The following is a 16,730-nucleotide window of genomic DNA, read 5'->3' as shown; positions in this document are numbered from 1 at the left end:
CTGAATGGGGTCCGACTTATTAAATCACTTTAATAACTTGTGACCATCGTAGCAAAAGCCGTCTGTCGGAACAAGAGCGTATTTCTGACGTGTTGTTATGTTTTTTGGCCTGCGGTCGGATTCTGCGGCATCTGCAGGCCGCAGCCGCATGCCCCCGCCAAGCAAGTCTTGCGCAGTTAGCCAAGTGCATGAATTTCACGCATTTGGAAAAACTAACCGCACTTCGACTGCAAGGAGGCGCGAACGGAATGAACGACAAAATCACCCCTTTCCAGTTGTCCATGCTGCTGATCACGTTTATCGGAATCTCGAACCACGTCATCCTTATTCCGATCCTGCTCGATGCCGCGAAACGGGATGCCTGGATTTCCGTCCTGTTCGCCATCGTCCCTTCCTTGCTTGTCGGCCTGTTGTATACCTATATTTTCAAGCAGCTCCCTGCTTCGCTCTCCACCTGGGTGAATGAGAAAACGAACGCGTTCGTCTGGCTGATCTTCACGCTTGTATACACGTTATATTTCGCGGCTCAGGCGAGTATCAGCGTTCGGGATACGATCATCTGGTCCAATTCAACCTACTTGACCTATACCCCGAAATGGGTCGTCGGCCTATGTATCCTCAGCATTTGTTATTACACGGCAAGGAAGGGAATCGCCGCGATCGCCATCACCAACGGCATCCTGCTGCCCTGGATCGTTGCACTCGGCTTCTACGTGATGACCGTAAACTTTCAATTCAAGGATTACGGCTATTTGTTTCCCGTGTTCAAAAATCCGCCGCAAGCGATCGCTCACGGCGCCTGGTATACGACGGCGGGCATTATGGAGATCTTCCTCGTGTTCTTCCTGAAAGACGATGTCCAAGGGAAGCTGACCCGCAAAAATATGGCGCTGGTCGTCCTCATACTGGTCGAGCTGACGTTCGGACCGCTGGCCGGCATCATGGCCATGTTCGGCCCGTTCGAAGCCGAGAAGCTGCGGTACCCGGCCTACGAGCAGTGGCGCATGGCGTCCATCGGAAGCATGCTGAGCCAAACCGATTTCCTGTCCATCTACCAATGGTTGGCCGGCTCGTTCATCCGCACTTCGCTCGCCATCTACATCATTCACAGCTTGTGGGTGAAGAAATGGCGCCATCCCGAGCTCTTGTACCTCCTGATCGCCGTGTTTCTCTTCGTGATCAACCAGTTCAAGCTATCGGACGTCCGGTTCCATGATCACGTGACCTCGTACTATACGATCTCCGGCCTGTTTTGCGGTTGCATGAGCCTCGTGCTCTTGCTGTGCGTTTGGGTGGGAAAGAATAGGAAGGCGGTGAAGCGGAATGGATAACCTAAGCGAAAGCGGCATCCGGAAGCTGTTCGAGAATTGCGGAGACGTGATGTTCGAATCAAACGGCAGCTTCCTCTTCGTCTACTGCCTGGGCATGTCCAATCAGGGGCAAATCAACGAGCTGAGCACATGCGGCGCGCACGTATGGCGGCAGCACTCCGTCGCCTTGACGGCCAAATGGGAGGAGGAGCTGGCCGCTTGCGTGTTTAACGGCAATCTGCTTCTCTTCGAGACGGAAACGGCCTGCTGCTACGTGCAGCATGTCGCGGACCCGCCTCAGCGAAACCCCGAAGAATCCGTTACGGAAACGTCTACGAAGGGGGCGCGCGACGGATTCACAGAGAGCCTCCAGATCAATGTCGCGCTCATCCGCAAGCGGCTGGGCACGACGACGCTCAAGGTCGAGTCCTTCACGATCGGCGTCCGGAGCCAGACCGCGATCAGCCTGCTGTATATTCAGGATATCGCGAATAAGGCTGCGGTCGACGAGGCCCGGGCCAGGCTGCGGAACATCGACATCGACGCGCTGATTACCAGCTCCCAGCTGGAGGAAGCGATCTCGGACCGGTCGTTCGCGGTGGTCCCGCTGATCGACAATACCGGACGGCCTGATTTTGCCGCGGAGTATCTGGTCGGCGGCCGTTTCGCGATCCTGGTGAACGGCTCGCCGCTTGCCATCATCGCGCCCGTTACGCTGACGTCGCTCATGAAATCGCCGGAAGACGGCTACTTCCGTGCGATCATCGGCTCTTTTCAACGGATCATGCGCTTGTTCGGCTGGCACTTGGCGCTGTTTCTGCCCGGGTTCTACATCGCGCTGCTTGGCTTCAATTTCGAGCAGGTTCCGCTTCCCTTGCTGGCCACCATCGCCACGAACCGCATCGGACTTCCGACTTCGCTGCCGCTCGAGACGATCAGCGTCATCGTCCTGTTCGAGCTCTTCAAGGAAGCGGGAATGCGACTTCCGAAGTCGGTCGGCCCGACGGTAACGGTCGTCGGCGGCATCATCGTCGGCGATGCCGCCATCCGGGCCGGCATTACGTCTCCGACGGTCACGGTCATCGCCGCGACCACGGTCATCGCCGGCTACACGCTCGTGAACCCGACGCTGAGCGGCGTCGTGTCGGTCATCCGCATCGCCATCATGATCGTCTGCTCGATCCTCGGCATGTTCGGATTCTTCTTGTCCGCTTTCTTCGTCGTCGCCTATTTATCGGACTTGAAATCCTTCGGCATTCCGTACCTCTCTCCGCTGTCGCCGCCGAATTGGGCGGATCTCGCGGGGGCACTGTTGAAGAAACCGGCAAACCGGATGAAGAAGCGTGCCCAGAACCTCCACTTGCAGGACGATACGAAAATGGAGGATGGCGCCGAATGAAGCAGATCTGGAAAGCGGCATTGGCCGGCTGCATGCTGTTGTTCATCTGCGGCTGCTGGGACGTCAAAAACATTCAATATTTCAACTTCATTAATATGATCGGCGTCGACTACGTCGACGGGAAATATCGAATCTACGCGCAAATCAACGAGCTCTCCTCCATGGCGAAGCAAGAAGGAGGCCCGGCGGCTCCCAATCCGGTCGTGGTCGGCAAAGGCGAAGGCGTCAGCATCGAGCTGGCGATGTATGATCTGCGGAAGGAAAGTCAAATGCGTACCGACTGGACGCAGAACAAAGTGTTTTTCTTCACCGACCGCCTACTGGAGAAGGGCATCTTCGACATTCACGACGAGCTGATGCGGACGCGCGACCAGCGCTATACGCCATGGGTGTTCGCCACGAACGAAGACCTCGCTAAGGTGTTCAGCACCAAGCCGATTACGGGGACGTCCCCCGTAAACACCATGTACTTTCAGCCGAACCTCTTGTATAAACAGATGCAGTCTTCCTTCAAGCCGGTGAGTTACCAGAGTTTCGTGCGCTCTTCGAGCGAGCTGTACGAGACCTCGCTGCTGGATCATGTCGGGCTCTCCGAGAACTGGGACAAAGACGGCAAGCCGATCACGCTGCCGATCGTGAACGGACTGATCGCGCTGCGGAACGGCAAGAGCCAAGCCAGGTTCGGCCGCGAAGAGGTAAGCGGCGTGAAATGGCTGAACGAGAAAACGTCCCGCGGCATTCTCCCGCTCCGAGGAGACAAGGGCACCTATTACGGAACCGTTACGGTCAAGGACAACAAGCTGAAGAAGAAGCCCGTCTACAAGAACGGGAAACGGACGGTCGAGCTGTACCTCAGCCTGGACGCCGTCCTTCGGGAACAGAAGCTTCCGCTCGAGCTGAAGCAAGCGAACGCGCTGATCAAGAAGAACATCGAGGACGAAATCACCCAAACGTACGAGAACGGAAAGAAACGCGCCGTCGACATTTACTCCTTGAACGAAGTCTGGTACCGCAAAGGCCTTGCCGTCGATAACGACATTCCGGGGCTGCAGCTGCACGTTAACGTCAAGCTCATGGGAACGAACATGTTCGAGCTGCGGGAGCGGCGAAGCGAAGATGGTCATCGTAATTAGATAAGCGGCAGCCACGAAGGAAACAGGTTTCATGCTCGGGCAGCAGATCTTAATAGGCGTGTCCATCCGATGGCAACCAAAACAGCCGGTCCGAATGACCGGCTGTAACTTCTCTTCGTGTTGAATTGCGGGATCTATCCCGTTATCCAATCTAGGGCTTTAAAATAATCTTCATCGCGTCGTCTTCTTTATTGTTGAACATGCGGTATCCATGTTCGGCTTCGCTCAAGCGGATCCGGTGGCTGATTATATCCGTCGGGTCGAACGCGCCGTCTTTTATTTTGCGGTACAGCTCCGGCATGTAATGGATGACGGGCGCTTGTCCCAATTTCACGGTAATGTTTCGGGCGAACAAATCCCCGAACGGAAAGGCGTTATAATTCATTCCGTACACGCCGGTCACTTGGATGGTTCCGCCTTTGCGAACGAGCTTCGTCGCCATGCGAAACGCGCCGAGCCCTCCTCCCTGCAGCTTCAGCAGCGTCTCCACCTTCTCCAGGAGCGTCTTCTCCGAATCAAGCCCGACCGCGTCGATGACGACGTCCGCTCCGCCTCCCGTGATTTCCTGCAAATGACCGAGGAGCCCGTCGATGGCCTTGAAGTTGAACGCTTCGACGCGGTTGGTCTTCTCCGCATGCTTCAGCCGGTAGTCCACGTGATCGACGGCGATCACTCGTTTCGCGCCCTTGAGCCAGGCGAATTTTTGAGTCAGAAGACCGACCGGTCCGCATCCGAGGATGATGACGGTATCGCCCTGCTTGACGCCGGCGTTCTCCACGCTCCAATAGGCCGTCGGGATAATGTCGGACAGGAAGAGGAGCTTCTCGTCTTCCAGCTCCGCGTCCTCGGGCACCTTGAACGGCAGGAAGTTCCCGTAAGGCACCCGCATGAGTTCCACTTGTCCGCCCGCGTATCCGCCGTACGTCTCCGAATACCCGAAATAACCGCCGGTGTCGCCGTGAAGGAATTCGTTTGCGTTGTCGCATTGGCTCTCGAGTTGGTGGGTGCAGTACCAGCATTGGCCGCACGCGACATTGAACGGGATGATCACGCGATCTCCTTTCTTGACCCGGGTGACCTCCTTTCCTGCCTCTTCCACGATCCCCATCGGCTCGTGACCGATTATGAAATCGTCCGGCATATTGGGTATTTCGCCGTTATAGATATGCAGGTCCGATCCGCAAATCGCCGTTGTCGTTATCCGCACCAGAACATCGTCTGCCCGGCTAAGTTTGGCATCCGCCACATCTTTAACGCGTACGCTCTTCATTCCTTGATAAGTTAAGGCTTTCATGGGATACCCCTTCCGTTGAAGTTCACGTCAGAAGCATTCCCCTAACCGTATTCGCCAATCCTTCTTGAAGGCAATAACCATGACGGCCAAATGCCGAAGGAGAAACTCCGCTCCCGGGACCTGTTGAACCGGCAAGCCTCGGCACCGTTTCGAGTTAGAGGCGTTGGATATGCGTGTCCTTGAAGTCCGTTTCGTATTTCAATCCGTAGCCCATCATTCGGTCCATGCCGATATGAGCCAGCCAGATGAAGCCGATCATCGTGAGGAAGCCGGACGCAAAGGCCATGCCCGCGAATAACAGCAGCAGCGGCGTGACGAAGGTATGGGCGGCATTGTAGAGATACGCTCCCGCCTTCTTGTTGAACGCATAGCCGAGCATGGACGCGTCGGGGAGCAGCAGCAGGAGCAGAAACACGATCCAGTTGTAGCCATTGGAGAAGTACATGTACGTGCCTAACGCCAGAACGGCCAGTCCTTCGATGCGAATCAGATGCTTATTCATGGTTGGGTTCTCCTTTTCGTTGAGCCGTGGTTCGTGCCCCTTCAAGCAGCCATCCGATTCCCAGCGACACCTGTTCGCGGGAGATCGGCTCCGTGGACAGCGGGACGGGGGCTTGAAGCGTCAATCCGTCGAAGACGGCCTGGATCAGCGACGCCAGCGTTTCCTGGTCGCGCCGTTCCATCCGCAGCTCCATGCGATCGAGAATGACCATGATGCCCGATTTCATTTCCTTGTAAAGTTCGCGCAGCTCCGCTGCGAGCTTGTCGTTATTTACGCTCTCCGTCCAAAGGTTGATCAGCAGCGTAAACCACTCGGGGTTTTCTTTACGAAACTTCACGACGTGGAGCAAAGCCTGCTCTAGAATCTCCGCGGGAGATCCGTGCGGATCCAGCTCCGCGAAGGCGGCCTTCATGCCCTTGTTGAGCATCCATTCCCTCACCGCTTCGACAAGCAGCGTTTCTTTCGTGCCGAAATGGTATCCGATCAGTCCTTGAGCGACCCCGGCTTTGGCCGCGATATCTTTCATCGTCGCTTTGGCGTAGCCCGTCTGCCCGAATAGCTTGAAGGCCGCCAGCAGAATGGCGCTTCTTCGTTCGTCCTGGTTGGATGGTGATGTCGTCATGGCTTCCTCGCTCCTATACTGTTCGGTAGAACAGTTTTTGTGATGCACTCATCATAATACTGTTTGTTCGAACAGTCAATAGCAATCGCGCATGTAATCATGAATTAAAAAAGAGCCATCCTGCGAGGGATGGCTCTTTCCAAGCGGCGTATGAATTCGCGCACGCATCACGAACGTTCGGCATTCCGCCGGGCGCTGTTGTCGTGATTAGGATGCCCGATGATTGCGCTATTAGTCAGCTAACGTGATAACCTTGCTGCCGTTGGCAGCGCTCTCCCATGCCGCTTCCGTCAAACGGGCGATTCTTAAGCCGCAGCTCGAAGGCGCGGCCGCTTCGCTCACCCGGCCCAATACGAGGTTCACGAAATCGACGTCCGGATCGCTCGATCCCGGCAATTCCTGTTCCGAGATTTCGGTCAGGGACCTTTCGCCTTCCTTCGCGACCAAAATTTGGTTGTTGCGGTACAAGACCGATCCTTTATCGCCGTGGATGGAAACGTCCTCGTGCCAGCTGATGCTCGCGCTGCCGACCACGTTAAAGGTCGCGATGGCGCCGCCCTTGAAGCGAACGGTCACGGCGGAATCGATATCCACTTCTCTGCCGTGGTTCTCGATCATGGCGGATACGCTCTCCGGCTCGAGGCCCGTGACCCACAGCACGACGTCCAGCAGATGGCTGCCCGAATCGTTCAGTTGCCCGCCGCAGGACAACGCAAGGTTTTGCCTCCACGTGCCCGTTGCGCCGATCAGCCATCTTTGGGCCTGGTAAGCGGTGATGAAGTTGATTTTCCCCAGTTCTCCGCGTGCGATCAAGTCGCGGATAAACATATAGGGACCCATCAGGTGGCGCTGGTACGCGACGACCAGATGCTTGTTCACCTTTTCGGCATGCGCGATGATCTTCTCCGCATTGTCGGCTCCGCTTACGAACGGCTTCTCCATCAGCACGTGAAGGCCGCCGTCGAGACACGCCATTCCTTGCTCGAAGTGCATGCTATGCGGGGAAACGATAACGGCCGCATCCGCGCCGGATTGCGCAATCGCTTCCCGGTAGTCCGCATAGACGGCAATGTCGGCGAGCTGAGGGTATGTTTCCTTCACCACGTTAATAGCCTTGTCGGACGGATCCGACAACGCGACGATTTCTGCTTCAGGCACGTTCAACAATCTGCGGATGTGCTCTCTTCCCATGCCACCTACACCGATCATAAGAAACCGAACTTTATCCATTTCAACGCCTCCCATACCATCCTCGTTTGTTAACGCTTACACTGTGCGGTCAAAAAAAGATTGTTGCAGCGATGGAGATAACGCGCACGTATACGTGCGGTGCATGATCGACACGTTGCCCAGCAATCCTCGAGGTAAATTATAACATCGCAACATTTTATTGTATACGCTGATTATTTGGACGATTCTACGATTAGTTTAGCGATTCTGCGCCTTGGCCGCATCGCTCAGATCACGGACTTTCCCATCGCCGATGAAAAAGCAGCCGATCGTTGCGACCGGCTGCGTCGTTTCCATGCCATCGTTCACCGTCTAATTAACGTTGGATCACGACCGAACGCCCGTGCGCTTATCGCCCTTCGACGACATGAGCGGTAAGCTGCCGATTGGCGAAGTCGAAGACGAATTCCACGGCTTCGTTATCCCGTTCCAAGACCAACGTCGACTTCGTCGAAGACCCGCTTCGGGGGTAGGTGTCGATCGAATACGTCTGGGACAAGGTTCCGTAAGGAGCGACCGCGTAGTCGAACGAGCCCCGGAACGGAAATACGAACGTGCGCCGGTAAAGGCCGTTCCCCGTATAGTACATGCGGGTCGTCTCGCTGTTGGAGTCGTAATTGATCGCGCCGGCCTGATGCTGGAAGCTGCCGTATAGGACGACGCGCGCCGGAAGCTTGACGCCGGTCTCGGGATCGAAGTCGTTCGCCGCGCCGAAGGGAGCGTTCGGCAGCGGATTGCTTGCCCGGCCACGGAGATCTTCCTCCGACTGCCAAAGCCGCTTGATCGTCTCTTCCTGACCGAATCCGAGCGGACAGCCGGCGCCGGGCCGATTGGCTTGATACACGTCGGTGGCCGCTTCGCCTTCGCCGCTTGCCGGCATCGAGATCCGGCAGCTGCCCAACGTTCTGCGGACCGGCATTTGCAGATACGCATGGATGTTGGTTACGGCCGTCCATTTGAAGGCATAATCCAAGAATCGATCGCGGCTCTCCGCGTCCTGCGAGGCAAACCACGTAATCTGGTCGTATCCCCACCATTCCATCCAAGCTCGGCGTTCGTCCGGAATGCCGTCGCTTTCGCTGAAGAACTTCCCTCCCCAATTATCGAGCTCCATCAGCATCGGCAAGGAATCGCAGCTCCAGCCGCTTGGCGTTACGCCGCCTTCGCTGAACCCCTCTTGCACCAGCGCGAGCTTGTCTCCCGTCCGATCCAAGATCGGCATCCGCGAATAGGGCATGGAATGAAAGTCGAACAGAAGCTCGCCATTGATATTGACCCCGTGGGTATGCGCATCGAGCAGCACGATTCCGCGTCTCGCATGGGCTCTGGCGTAGTCCCTGATCTTCCGGAACAAGGCGGCCGTTTGTTGAAATCCCAAATCTTCGGCGGTATACAAATGGACTTGTCCCATATGGATCGCCTCATATCCGGCATCGATATAACGCACCGCCCTGTAATAGAACCATAGCTGCGTCTCCGGCTTGTTCAGGTTCGGAATGCCGCCGTCCCCATCCCACACGAATCCTTGCGGCTTCGAATCGAACAGCATGTCCGCGTAACGGAACGTACGCCGTTCGACCGGCAATCGAAACGCCTCGAACACCCAATCCGGGATGTCGATGCGCTCCACCCCGCTGAAAACGGCTTCAAAAATGCACGTCTGCAGCATAATGTCCGGGTCGACCGCATGCACGCGTTCCGCAAGCGCCCGAGAGTTCCGGAAGTGCGCGTCGTCATCCGGTTCCAGCAGCCACACGCCCGAGGCGCGGCCGAGAAACTTGGCGCCGATGTTGCCGATCATTCTGAGATCGTCGTCCAACGTCGAGCTGTTGACCAGATCCGCGGCCGTGACCGCCCGCGAAAGGTAGCGTTCCAACGCGTCGCGAGAAATCGTTCCGTTATACATAGATTGGCTCATAGGTACCTCCAATAGCGTGATTAAACTCGAAGAGAAGTGGTCCCCCGCTTTTCTGGTATCGATACCATACTGACGGATACTCCTACTATACCATCTCTTATATCAATTGCGCGCTATTTTTCGATAAAATAAAAAGGTCCCGATGGATCAACGGTTGCTTGATCATCGGGACACCGTGCGGCGAACATGCATACGCCGGGTCAACTCATAGCTGCGAAAATTTGGCGACCTTCCGCTTGAACCTCTTTTCGATTCCGAGCGCGATCATATGGAGACCGAGAATGTACGCGATATACGCGAGCAGCGGGAAGAACAGCACCCACGGGTAGATATACAAATTCCCCCGGGACTGTCCGATCAGCCCGCTCCATTCGTTCGTGCGGCTCGCGTATTCCGGATACACCAAGTCTTTGTAGACCAGCGTGCCGCCGACGAAGAGATTAAAGATCGCCAGCTGTCCGAACAAGCCGAGAATCAAGACGATTTCTTGGACGAACAGAATCAGAAGGCTTTCCTGCAGATGCGGCAGCAGATGCGTGCGGACGATCCGCCAGCGTCCGGCCCCGATCGAACGGGCGGAGAGGATGAATAGTTCCTCGCGGAACACCGTCGTTTTCGCTTTCACCGTCGATGCCACCGCCGGAATCCCGACCAGCGCCAATACGGCGGACAGGATCAGGGTCATCTCGAGGGGCGTCGCCGAAGGATCCATCGAGATGCCGGTCATGATCATCCAGACGATGATAAAAATCGGGATGCCGTTCAGCATCGTCCAGATCGGCGTCCGGCCGGTCCGAGAGACCCTCCCCGCCCCGAAATAACCAAGCAGCAGCCCCAGCGCCCCGCCCGCGAAAAGGCGAAAGAACGCGATCGATAACGAGGCGATGATCGTATACTTCGCCCCGTCCAGGAGCTTCGCCGCCATGTCGGTCCCGTATTTATCCGTGCCGAACGGGTGGCTTGCCGACGGCGGGAACGGCGGCGCGACCAGCGTGCGGTGGCCGGGCTCGCCGACATAATGGGGCGGGACGTTCTCGCTTAGATCGTACGGCGCGGCATATTCGCCGAAGAAGCACGCAGCGAGGAAGAACATCGTGATCGCCAAACCGGCCGCCAATGTTTTATTCATGCGCGAACACCTTCTCCCACCCGAACAGCAAGGCTCTTACGAGCGCAAACAAAATCGCGTACAGCAGCAGCAGCGCCAAGATCCCGTTCACGACAAGGTTGTATTGGTACAGTTTAAACGTGGTATACGCGTTGGAGAATAGGAACGCCGTCACGCCGTTCAAGTTAAACAAATATTCGAAAATGAACAAATTCCCGAACAGAATGGCCAAAAATTTATTCGCGTCGGCTTTGATGAAGGGCAGTACGTTAGGCAGCGCATGGAAGAAGATCAGATAGCGCTTCTTCAGTCCTCGCGCTTTGGCGGCCTTGATGTAGTCCTCGGTCAGCGTCTGGCTCATGTGAAGCGCGACGTTCCGGATCATGTAGCCCGAAGGAACGATGATGGTCGAGAGAATGGGAAGCGCGACCGCCGGCCGATCCGCGGTTATGCTCGCAACCTGCACGAGAAGAAGCCCGGTCGCCGACGACAACAGGACGATTGCAAACTGCAGCAGCAGCACGATGACGAAATCCGGGAGCACGCCCGTCACGTCCAATAGACGTCTGAGCCCCTTCGCGCGCGACAGCGCAAAATGGATGCCGAGCGCGATGCCCATGGTTAAGCCGACCGCGGCGCCGGTCGCCAAGTAGATCAAAGAAAGCAGGAAGCTGCTTCCGATCTGGCGAAAGAACGGCAATTCCTTCTGGCCGGCCAGGTAGCGGAAGCTGTCGCCGTTCGCGATTCCTTCCAAGTAGCGCGCGAGGCTCGTCCATCCTTCGGACCAATGGAAGCGAAGCGAGCCGTCGAACGCGCTTTGCTTCAGTACGGCGGGAAACATCGCAATTGCAAGCACGAACGACAGCGTGCCCAGGATCATGAAGATGTACCGCGTTACTTTTGTCATGCCGTAACCGAAATCCTTTCCGTCCGATGCTTACGGGTTTATACGATGAAGAGGGCTCGTTCATAACACGACGAACGGCGTCCGTTCGTGACGCAACGGACGAAGAGCAATCGGCGGCTCTTCGGCCGATTGCTCTTCGTCCTACGACCCGCGGCAACCTATCCGGGGTGCATATTGTGAATGCCGAACGGTTAATAAGCGAGCGTGGACAAACCGTGAATGTGCGACAGGTAACGCACATCGCTCGCTTTCTTCATCAAGGTGGCCGGGGAGCCTTTCAGTTCGATGCCGCTTTCGCCGATCCAACCGATGCCGTCCTTGCGTCCCAGGCTCGCGAGCGAACCGGAATTAACCGGCTCGAACGCCGTCATCTTCGCGCCTTTGAAGTAAGCGAACAGACTGCTTCCGACATGCTCGCCCATCTGCCAAGACAGCTGCGCGGTCGGCGGATACGGAACCCCGTTCGGCCCCATGACGGCGGCGCAATCGCCGGCCAGGAATACATCCGGGTGCGAGACGGATTGCAAATAGGCGTTGACCGAGGCGCGTCCGCGGTCGACTTCGATCCCGCAGTTCGCCACGAGCGGGCTTCCCTTCACGCCGCCGGCCCACAGCACCGTACCCGCTTCGATGGTCCGGCCGTCCTTCAGGCTGACCGTCGTCCCCTTTGCCTCCGTGATCGTAAGCCCCGTGAGGAAGCGGACGCCGCGCGCTTCGAGGCTCGAGGTCGCGCGGTCGATCAGATCATCGGAATAGGTGGCGAGAATGCGGGCTTTGGATTCGACGAGATATAGCGCGACGTCCGCAAAGTCGACGCCGTGCGCCCGGCATAGGCCCGGAAGCTCGTCCGCCAGCTCTCCGGCGAGCTCGACGCCCGTCAAGCCGCCGCCGCCGATGACGAACGTCGCGTCCGCTTTGCGTTTCGTTCTCGCGTACGCGGCTAGTTTGTCGTTGATATGCCCGTAGATCCGTTTCGCGTCGGCGACGGATTTCAGCGTAAAGCTATGCTCCTCCAGTCCCGGCACGCCGAAGAAATTCGATTCGCTGCCGAGCGCGAGCACGAGCGCGTCATACGTCAACGCGGTTCCGTCCTCCAGATCGACGCGGCGGGCATCCGGATCGATTCCGGTCACCGTGCCGATCCGCAGGTTGACGGCTTTGCCTTTGAACAGATTCGCGAGCGGCAGGGCGACGGCTTTCTCGGCTACGTTGCCGACAGCCAGACGGTGCAGCTCCGTAATGATTTGGTGCGTGTCGTACTTGTTGATGACCGTAATCGCGGCTTCCTCCGGCGAGAAATGCGCGCGGGCGGATATCGCGCCGAGAAGACCGCCGTAACCCGCTCCTAAAATCAAGATGTGCTTGCTCATGTTGTCCCGATCTCCTTGCCGTTAGTTTCTTCGTTCGCCTAGAATCGCCAAGTATGCCTGACCGAAGCGAAGCATCCGTTGAAGTTCGGGATCCTTGAGCAATCCCAGCATCCCGAACAGGCCGATCGCGGCCTCTTCCCGCTCCGCGCGTTCGCGGGCTTCGATGGCGGCCGACGCGAGATGCTTGACCGTTGCCTCCATGGGCTTCACGACCTCCCGGACGGCGCCCAGTGTATCCTGTACGAGCACCCGGTCACCCGCCGCTTGTCTCGCCACATCGTAGAACTTCGTCAGCAGCGCCGTCATCTCGGCGAGCTTGGGCAAATGATCGGCCAGCTTGGTCAACGCCTCCTGGACTTCCGGCTTGACGAGTTGATTCAGAATATCCGCGCCATTCGTAGGGGATTGGAGCGCTTCTTGCTTTTCAAGGGTGGATTGTGCCACGTCGTTGTTCCTCCTGTTCTCTTGCTCGTTCATCGCGCGATATCCATCTCTCCGAAGACTGGAGACGTTCGCTCATATGGCCGGACCGCGCTATTTTTGTCATCAGATAGCGCACGTTATATTCGGATGCCTCGCCCCAAAGCGGAACGCGTCCGCTTACGGGCATGCCAGCCTTTACGAGCGCTTCTACTTTCCTCGGATTGTTCGTGATCAGCGTGACGGGCTTCGTCCGAAACGCTTTCAGCACGTCGATCGCCTCGCCGTAATCGCGCGCATCGTCCGCGAATCCGAGCTTCAGGTTCGCGTCCACGGTGTCGTACCCGTTCTCCTGCAGAATATAGGCCAAGGCTTTGCTAAACAATCCGATCCCTCTGCCTTCATGATCGGCCAGGTAAAATAGCGCGCCGTTGCCGCTGCCTACGATTTGCTTCATCGACTGCTTCAGCTGATAGCCGCAGTCGCAGCGTTTGCTGCCGAAGATGTCTCCGGTATGGCAAATGGAATGGAAGCGGATCAAAGCGTGCTCCGCCCGTTGCATATCGCCGTACACCAGCATGCTCGATTGCTGCCATTCGGCCAGATTGACGCGGGATAACCGATCGATCAGGCAGGCGAGGTCCGGCGTCGTTTCGTCCGCGTTCAACCAGACATACCACGAGAACGCGATCGTGCTCCCATCCAAGTCAATCGGCAGCTTGATCGGCCCGGCCACGTAAATCGCTTTGTTGCCGGTTTGAATCAGGCGAATTTTATCTCGCAATGCCGAGATCGCTTCCGCATCGTACGCTTTCATCGGTTTCTCTTCTCCAACGCCGTTCGAGGTCATCGTTTCTCTTCCTCCAAGACGCGATCCTTCACCGGCAGGAGGTTGTCCTCGATAAACTCGCGATGGACGACCGACCAAGACGGCAGCTGCGGCGCTTTCGCATGCATCTCGAACGGTTCGTTCACGACGATGCCCGGGGCGTCGGTCGCGACTTCGAAGAGCAGGCCGCCTTGTTCGCGATAATAGAAAGCGTTGTAACGCTGCCGGTTAATGATCGCCGTCGCTTCGAAACCATGATCGACGACCCGTTCGCGGCACTTCCGAAGCTCTTCGTCGTTCCGGGCCCTCCACGCGATATGATGAACGGTTCCGGCGCCGCGATCTCCCCAGGGCATGGGCAATGCGTTGAGGTCGATGAAGTTCCCCGGGTCCCCGGCAGTACGATAACGAACCCATCCGCCTTCCCGACCGACTCGTTCCAGCCCAAGGATACGCTGCAGCGTCCGCTGCGTGCCGTCCGGATCCGCGCTGTACAGCATCGCGCCGCCTAACCCTTTGATCGCCTTATCGAACGGAATCTCTCCGAGCGGCCACTTGCTCGGCGCTCCCGCTTCTCGCTCCACCAACTCCAGCTGCAAGCCGTCGGGATCGGCGAACCGCAAATACGTCTCATCGAAACGCCGTGCGCGCCTGCATGCCACCCTCTGGCTGGCAAGTCGTTCTTCCCAAAACGCCAGGGCGTTCGCGGGAACGGCAAGCGTCGTACAGCCCGCTTGACCGCCGCCAACGATCCCGCGACGGGCATCCTTGGAAGGGAAGAACGTCAGGGCCGTTCCCGGACGGCCGGCTTCATTGCCGTAATAGAGATGATAGATTTCCGGTGCATCAAAGTTGATGCTCTTCTTCAACAACCGCAGCCCCAACGTCCTGGAGTAAAAGTCCACGTTCAGCTGCGGCGTGCGGATGAAGGACGTGATGTGGTGAATACCTGCTGTTCCAGCCATGTTTGCCCTCCGATTCTCCGAGGATGGCGGCAATGCCCCATCCATGCCACGCCTATTCTCATGATGGACGGCCGCATAGCCGATCCGGCCGTGCCATTTTCCTCCCTTTGCCTTGCGGTGTTCGACCACTCCTTCCGCTCCGTGCAATTCGTCACCCATTGCAAGGCAATCCCAGTATAGTCGAACCGGCGGCGATGAACGTCGCACGATATTAGCTCCTTGAAGCAAAATATTGATGGATTGCCGACGATTAATCGGCCAAACGCAGGCCGTGCTGCCGCTGCGGCGAGTCGAAACGAACCTAAAAAGAGCAATCGGCAGCTAATAAGCTCCGATTGCTCCTTCGAATTGCAGGAAGACCTCGGCCGGTTCTTCTCCCCCGGCGCGACGGTCAGTGATTCATCCGGTCTGCTGTTTACACGTTCGGAATGATAAACGCAATAATGCCAAGACCGATCGATAACCAGGCCAGTTTCTTTATCGGGGTAGCCAGGCCTACGAGCCCAAGTATAACGGCGATGCCGCCCATCCACACGGACGCATAGAAAAACCCGATCACGGCAGCTACGATTCCGATCCAACTCAGCCATTTTCCAACCATTTCATTCATGTCACACATCTCCTTCATTCGTTCCGCGCTATCAAGCGATTGATTTTTGCGAGCTTCCCCAGTATAGAAGAAGAGGTGACCTTTATCGTTACCTAATATTAGCTCCTTTAAGCAAAAAATTGATGCGCTATCCGTTGTAGCCTATCTCCTTGGACAATTTCAAGCAGTTCTCTTGCAGCGAACGGACCGCTTCGGCCGTTTCGGATGCGTCCATGGTTCCGCTAAGCGCCAGGATCGTAATGGCGGCGATGATTTCACCGCTTCGGTTGAACACCGGACATGAAAGGCCCACGATTCCGGGCGCGACAGCCGAATCGCTCCGCGCGTATCCGTTTTCTTTGATTTCCCGGATCTCCTTCTTGAACGCATCCGCGTCCATCCGGTCTTCTTCCAATTCGCGCTTGATCAAGTTCTCCGTTTCTTCGTTTCGCATAAAAGCCGCGAACACTTTCCCCGAGGAAGATTTCGTTACGCCGACTTGCGATCCCACCCTGATGCCGATGCTGATGGCGCGCTTGCTTTCGATGCAGCGGACAAAAAAAGGACCGTTCATTCCCCATAGCGACAAATACACCGTTTCATGAACGGCATCGTTGATGGCTTTCATATACGGGACCGCCGCCTCGTTAATATCCATCGCCTCGACGGCCCCGAGGCCCAACAAAACCAGTTCGGATCCGAGGGCGTATCTCAAATCCTCCCCTTTCTTCAAGAAGCCGGACCTGCAAAAGCTCGTTAAATAATGATGGAGTTTGCTTTTCGGCATGTCGCAAATTTCGGCAAGCTGCGTGATCGTCAGCGGTCTTTTTGCCGCGGCGATCTGCTTTAATATCGCCAAGCCGATTTCCAGCGATTGGATGCCTTGACCTTTTATTTCCTGGGACATCGACGAATTCTCCTCTGCAGACGACTATTGTATCCGCTTAAAATTGTAAAACCTTCCATAGTATCGGAGCTTCTTTACTTCGGCGTTTGCGCGCTGTTAAGATATATTATATGTCACTCACTAAATATTAAACAAACTAAGCGAACAATGGATAAGCTGCTTAGTTGAACAAAAGAAAGTCATGCGGTGAACGAAACGCTAGCACGCATTCGAACCCGCATCCGGCC

Annotated in this window: 16 protein-coding genes; 3 read left to right on the top strand and 13 right to left on the bottom strand. The window is 56.7% G+C overall.

Features of this window, described 5'->3' with window-relative positions:
* Nucleotides 1-248 precede the first annotated feature (248 nt).
* From I8J29_RS04745 to I8J29_RS04735, 3 genes are read left to right on the top strand one after another with little or no spacing between them, the layout of a single operon-like run.
* Nucleotides 249-1,331 carry a GerAB/ArcD/ProY family transporter gene (locus I8J29_RS04745; RefSeq protein WP_208846515.1) on the top strand — a complete coding sequence of 361 codons (1,083 nt, stop codon included), beginning with the start codon at nt 249-251 and terminating at the stop codon, nt 1,329-1,331.
* Nucleotides 1,324-2,709 (top strand): spore germination protein, encoded by a 1,386-nt coding sequence (locus I8J29_RS04740; RefSeq protein ID WP_208846514.1) that lies wholly within the window; start codon nt 1,324-1,326, stop codon nt 2,707-2,709. The genes I8J29_RS04745 and I8J29_RS04740 overlap by 8 nt, the downstream gene beginning before the upstream one ends.
* Nucleotides 2,706-3,842 (top strand): Ger(x)C family spore germination protein, encoded by a 1,137-nt coding sequence (locus tag I8J29_RS04735; RefSeq protein ID WP_208846513.1) that lies wholly within the window; start codon nt 2,706-2,708, stop codon nt 3,840-3,842. The genes I8J29_RS04740 and I8J29_RS04735 overlap by 4 nt, the downstream gene beginning before the upstream one ends.
* A 151-nt stretch (nt 3,843-3,993) precedes the next feature.
* Here I8J29_RS04735 and I8J29_RS04730 read toward each other — a convergent pair whose 3' ends face one another.
* From I8J29_RS04730 to I8J29_RS04670, 13 genes are all read right to left on the bottom strand, one after another.
* Nucleotides 3,994-5,136: a zinc-dependent alcohol dehydrogenase gene (locus I8J29_RS04730; RefSeq protein ID WP_208846512.1), complete on the bottom strand. Its 1,143-nt coding sequence runs from the start codon at nt 5,134-5,136 to the stop codon at nt 3,994-3,996.
* Between the two features lie 154 nt (nt 5,137-5,290).
* A complete protein-coding gene (locus tag I8J29_RS04725; RefSeq protein WP_208846511.1) occupies nt 5,291-5,638 on the bottom strand; it encodes a DUF4260 domain-containing protein in 348 nt (115 codons plus the stop codon).
* Nucleotides 5,631-6,260, bottom strand: coding sequence for a TetR/AcrR family transcriptional regulator (locus I8J29_RS04720; protein WP_208846510.1), 630 nt, complete (start codon nt 6,258-6,260; stop codon nt 5,631-5,633). Before I8J29_RS04720 ends, I8J29_RS04725 begins: the two co-directional genes overlap by 8 nt.
* A 231-nt stretch (nt 6,261-6,491) precedes the next feature.
* Nucleotides 6,492-7,490, bottom strand: a complete 999-nt coding sequence (locus I8J29_RS04715) for a Gfo/Idh/MocA family protein (RefSeq protein WP_208846509.1) — start codon at nt 7,488-7,490, stop codon at nt 6,492-6,494.
* Between the two features lie 349 nt (nt 7,491-7,839).
* The gene (locus tag I8J29_RS04710) at nt 7,840-9,408 is read right to left on the bottom strand and encodes a hypothetical protein (RefSeq protein WP_208846508.1); all 1,569 of its coding nucleotides are present in this window, start codon (nt 9,406-9,408) and stop codon (nt 7,840-7,842) included.
* 205 nt (nt 9,409-9,613) lie between these two features.
* Nucleotides 9,614-10,537, bottom strand: a complete 924-nt coding sequence (locus I8J29_RS04705) for an ABC transporter permease (protein ID WP_208846507.1) — start codon at nt 10,535-10,537, stop codon at nt 9,614-9,616.
* Entirely contained in the window at nt 10,530-11,423 is an 894-nt protein-coding gene (locus I8J29_RS04700; protein ID WP_208846506.1) for an ABC transporter permease subunit, read from the bottom strand. Before I8J29_RS04700 ends, I8J29_RS04705 begins: the two co-directional genes overlap by 8 nt.
* 191 nt (nt 11,424-11,614) lie before the next feature.
* The gene (locus tag I8J29_RS04695) at nt 11,615-12,793 is read right to left on the bottom strand and encodes an NAD(P)/FAD-dependent oxidoreductase (RefSeq protein ID WP_208846505.1); all 1,179 of its coding nucleotides are present in this window, start codon (nt 12,791-12,793) and stop codon (nt 11,615-11,617) included.
* A gap of 21 nt (nt 12,794-12,814) precedes the next feature.
* Entirely contained in the window at nt 12,815-13,270 is a 456-nt protein-coding gene (locus tag I8J29_RS04690) for a DUF1641 domain-containing protein (RefSeq protein WP_208846504.1), read from the bottom strand.
* On the bottom strand, nt 13,218-14,030 hold the full coding sequence (locus I8J29_RS04685; RefSeq protein ID WP_208846503.1) for a GTP cyclohydrolase II: 813 nt from the start codon (nt 14,028-14,030) through the stop codon (nt 13,218-13,220). Before I8J29_RS04685 ends, I8J29_RS04690 begins: the two co-directional genes overlap by 53 nt.
* 29 nt (nt 14,031-14,059) lie before the next feature.
* Nucleotides 14,060-15,007: a VOC family protein gene (locus tag I8J29_RS04680; RefSeq protein WP_208846737.1), complete on the bottom strand. Its 948-nt coding sequence runs from the start codon at nt 15,005-15,007 to the stop codon at nt 14,060-14,062.
* A gap of 415 nt (nt 15,008-15,422) precedes the next feature.
* Nucleotides 15,423-15,617 (bottom strand): hypothetical protein, encoded by a 195-nt coding sequence (locus I8J29_RS04675; protein WP_208846502.1) that lies wholly within the window; start codon nt 15,615-15,617, stop codon nt 15,423-15,425.
* A 127-nt stretch (nt 15,618-15,744) separates the two neighbouring features.
* Entirely contained in the window at nt 15,745-16,503 is a 759-nt protein-coding gene (locus tag I8J29_RS04670) for an IclR family transcriptional regulator (protein WP_208846501.1), read from the bottom strand.
* Nucleotides 16,504-16,730: the final 227 nt, after the last annotated feature.

The organism is Paenibacillus artemisiicola (assembly GCF_017652985.1).
GTDB classification, from domain to species: domain Bacteria; phylum Bacillota; class Bacilli; order Paenibacillales; family Paenibacillaceae; genus Paenibacillus_Z; species Paenibacillus_Z artemisiicola.
This window is presented reverse-complemented; position numbering and strand designations above follow the sequence as displayed.

What these genes read in the sequence shown, in the direction of transcription:
- I8J29_RS04700 (WP_208846506.1), bottom strand. Translation starts at nt 11,423, where the DNA reads ATGACAAAAGTAACGCGGTACATCTTCATGATCCTGGGCACGCTGTCG.
- I8J29_RS04670 (WP_208846501.1), bottom strand. Translation starts at nt 16,503, where the DNA reads ATGTCCCAGGAAATAAAAGGTCAAGGCATCCAATCGCTGGAAATCGGC.
- I8J29_RS04725 (WP_208846511.1), bottom strand. Translation starts at nt 5,638, where the DNA reads ATGAATAAGCATCTGATTCGCATCGAAGGACTGGCCGTTCTGGCGTTA.
- I8J29_RS04720 (WP_208846510.1), bottom strand. Translation starts at nt 6,260, where the DNA reads ATGACGACATCACCATCCAACCAGGACGAACGAAGAAGCGCCATTCTG.
- I8J29_RS04730 (WP_208846512.1), bottom strand. Translation starts at nt 5,136, where the DNA reads ATGAAAGCCTTAACTTATCAAGGAATGAAGAGCGTACGCGTTAAAGAT.
- I8J29_RS04710 (WP_208846508.1), bottom strand. Translation starts at nt 9,408, where the DNA reads ATGAGCCAATCTATGTATAACGGAACGATTTCTCGCGACGCGTTGGAA.
- I8J29_RS04685 (WP_208846503.1), bottom strand. Translation starts at nt 14,030, where the DNA reads ATGAAAGCGTACGATGCGGAAGCGATCTCGGCATTGCGAGATAAAATT.
- I8J29_RS04745 (WP_208846515.1), top strand. Translation starts at nt 249, where the DNA reads ATGAACGACAAAATCACCCCTTTCCAGTTGTCCATGCTGCTGATCACG.
- I8J29_RS04740 (WP_208846514.1), top strand. Translation starts at nt 1,324, where the DNA reads ATGGATAACCTAAGCGAAAGCGGCATCCGGAAGCTGTTCGAGAATTGC.
- I8J29_RS04715 (WP_208846509.1), bottom strand. Translation starts at nt 7,490, where the DNA reads ATGGATAAAGTTCGGTTTCTTATGATCGGTGTAGGTGGCATGGGAAGA.
- I8J29_RS04675 (WP_208846502.1), bottom strand. Translation starts at nt 15,617, where the DNA reads ATGAATGAAATGGTTGGAAAATGGCTGAGTTGGATCGGAATCGTAGCT.
- I8J29_RS04695 (WP_208846505.1), bottom strand. Translation starts at nt 12,793, where the DNA reads ATGAGCAAGCACATCTTGATTTTAGGAGCGGGTTACGGCGGTCTTCTC.
- I8J29_RS04705 (WP_208846507.1), bottom strand. Translation starts at nt 10,537, where the DNA reads ATGAATAAAACATTGGCGGCCGGTTTGGCGATCACGATGTTCTTCCTC.
- I8J29_RS04690 (WP_208846504.1), bottom strand. Translation starts at nt 13,270, where the DNA reads ATGAACGAGCAAGAGAACAGGAGGAACAACGACGTGGCACAATCCACC.
- I8J29_RS04680 (WP_208846737.1), bottom strand. Translation starts at nt 15,007, where the DNA reads ATGGCTGGAACAGCAGGTATTCACCACATCACGTCCTTCATCCGCACG.
- I8J29_RS04735 (WP_208846513.1), top strand. Translation starts at nt 2,706, where the DNA reads ATGAAGCAGATCTGGAAAGCGGCATTGGCCGGCTGCATGCTGTTGTTC.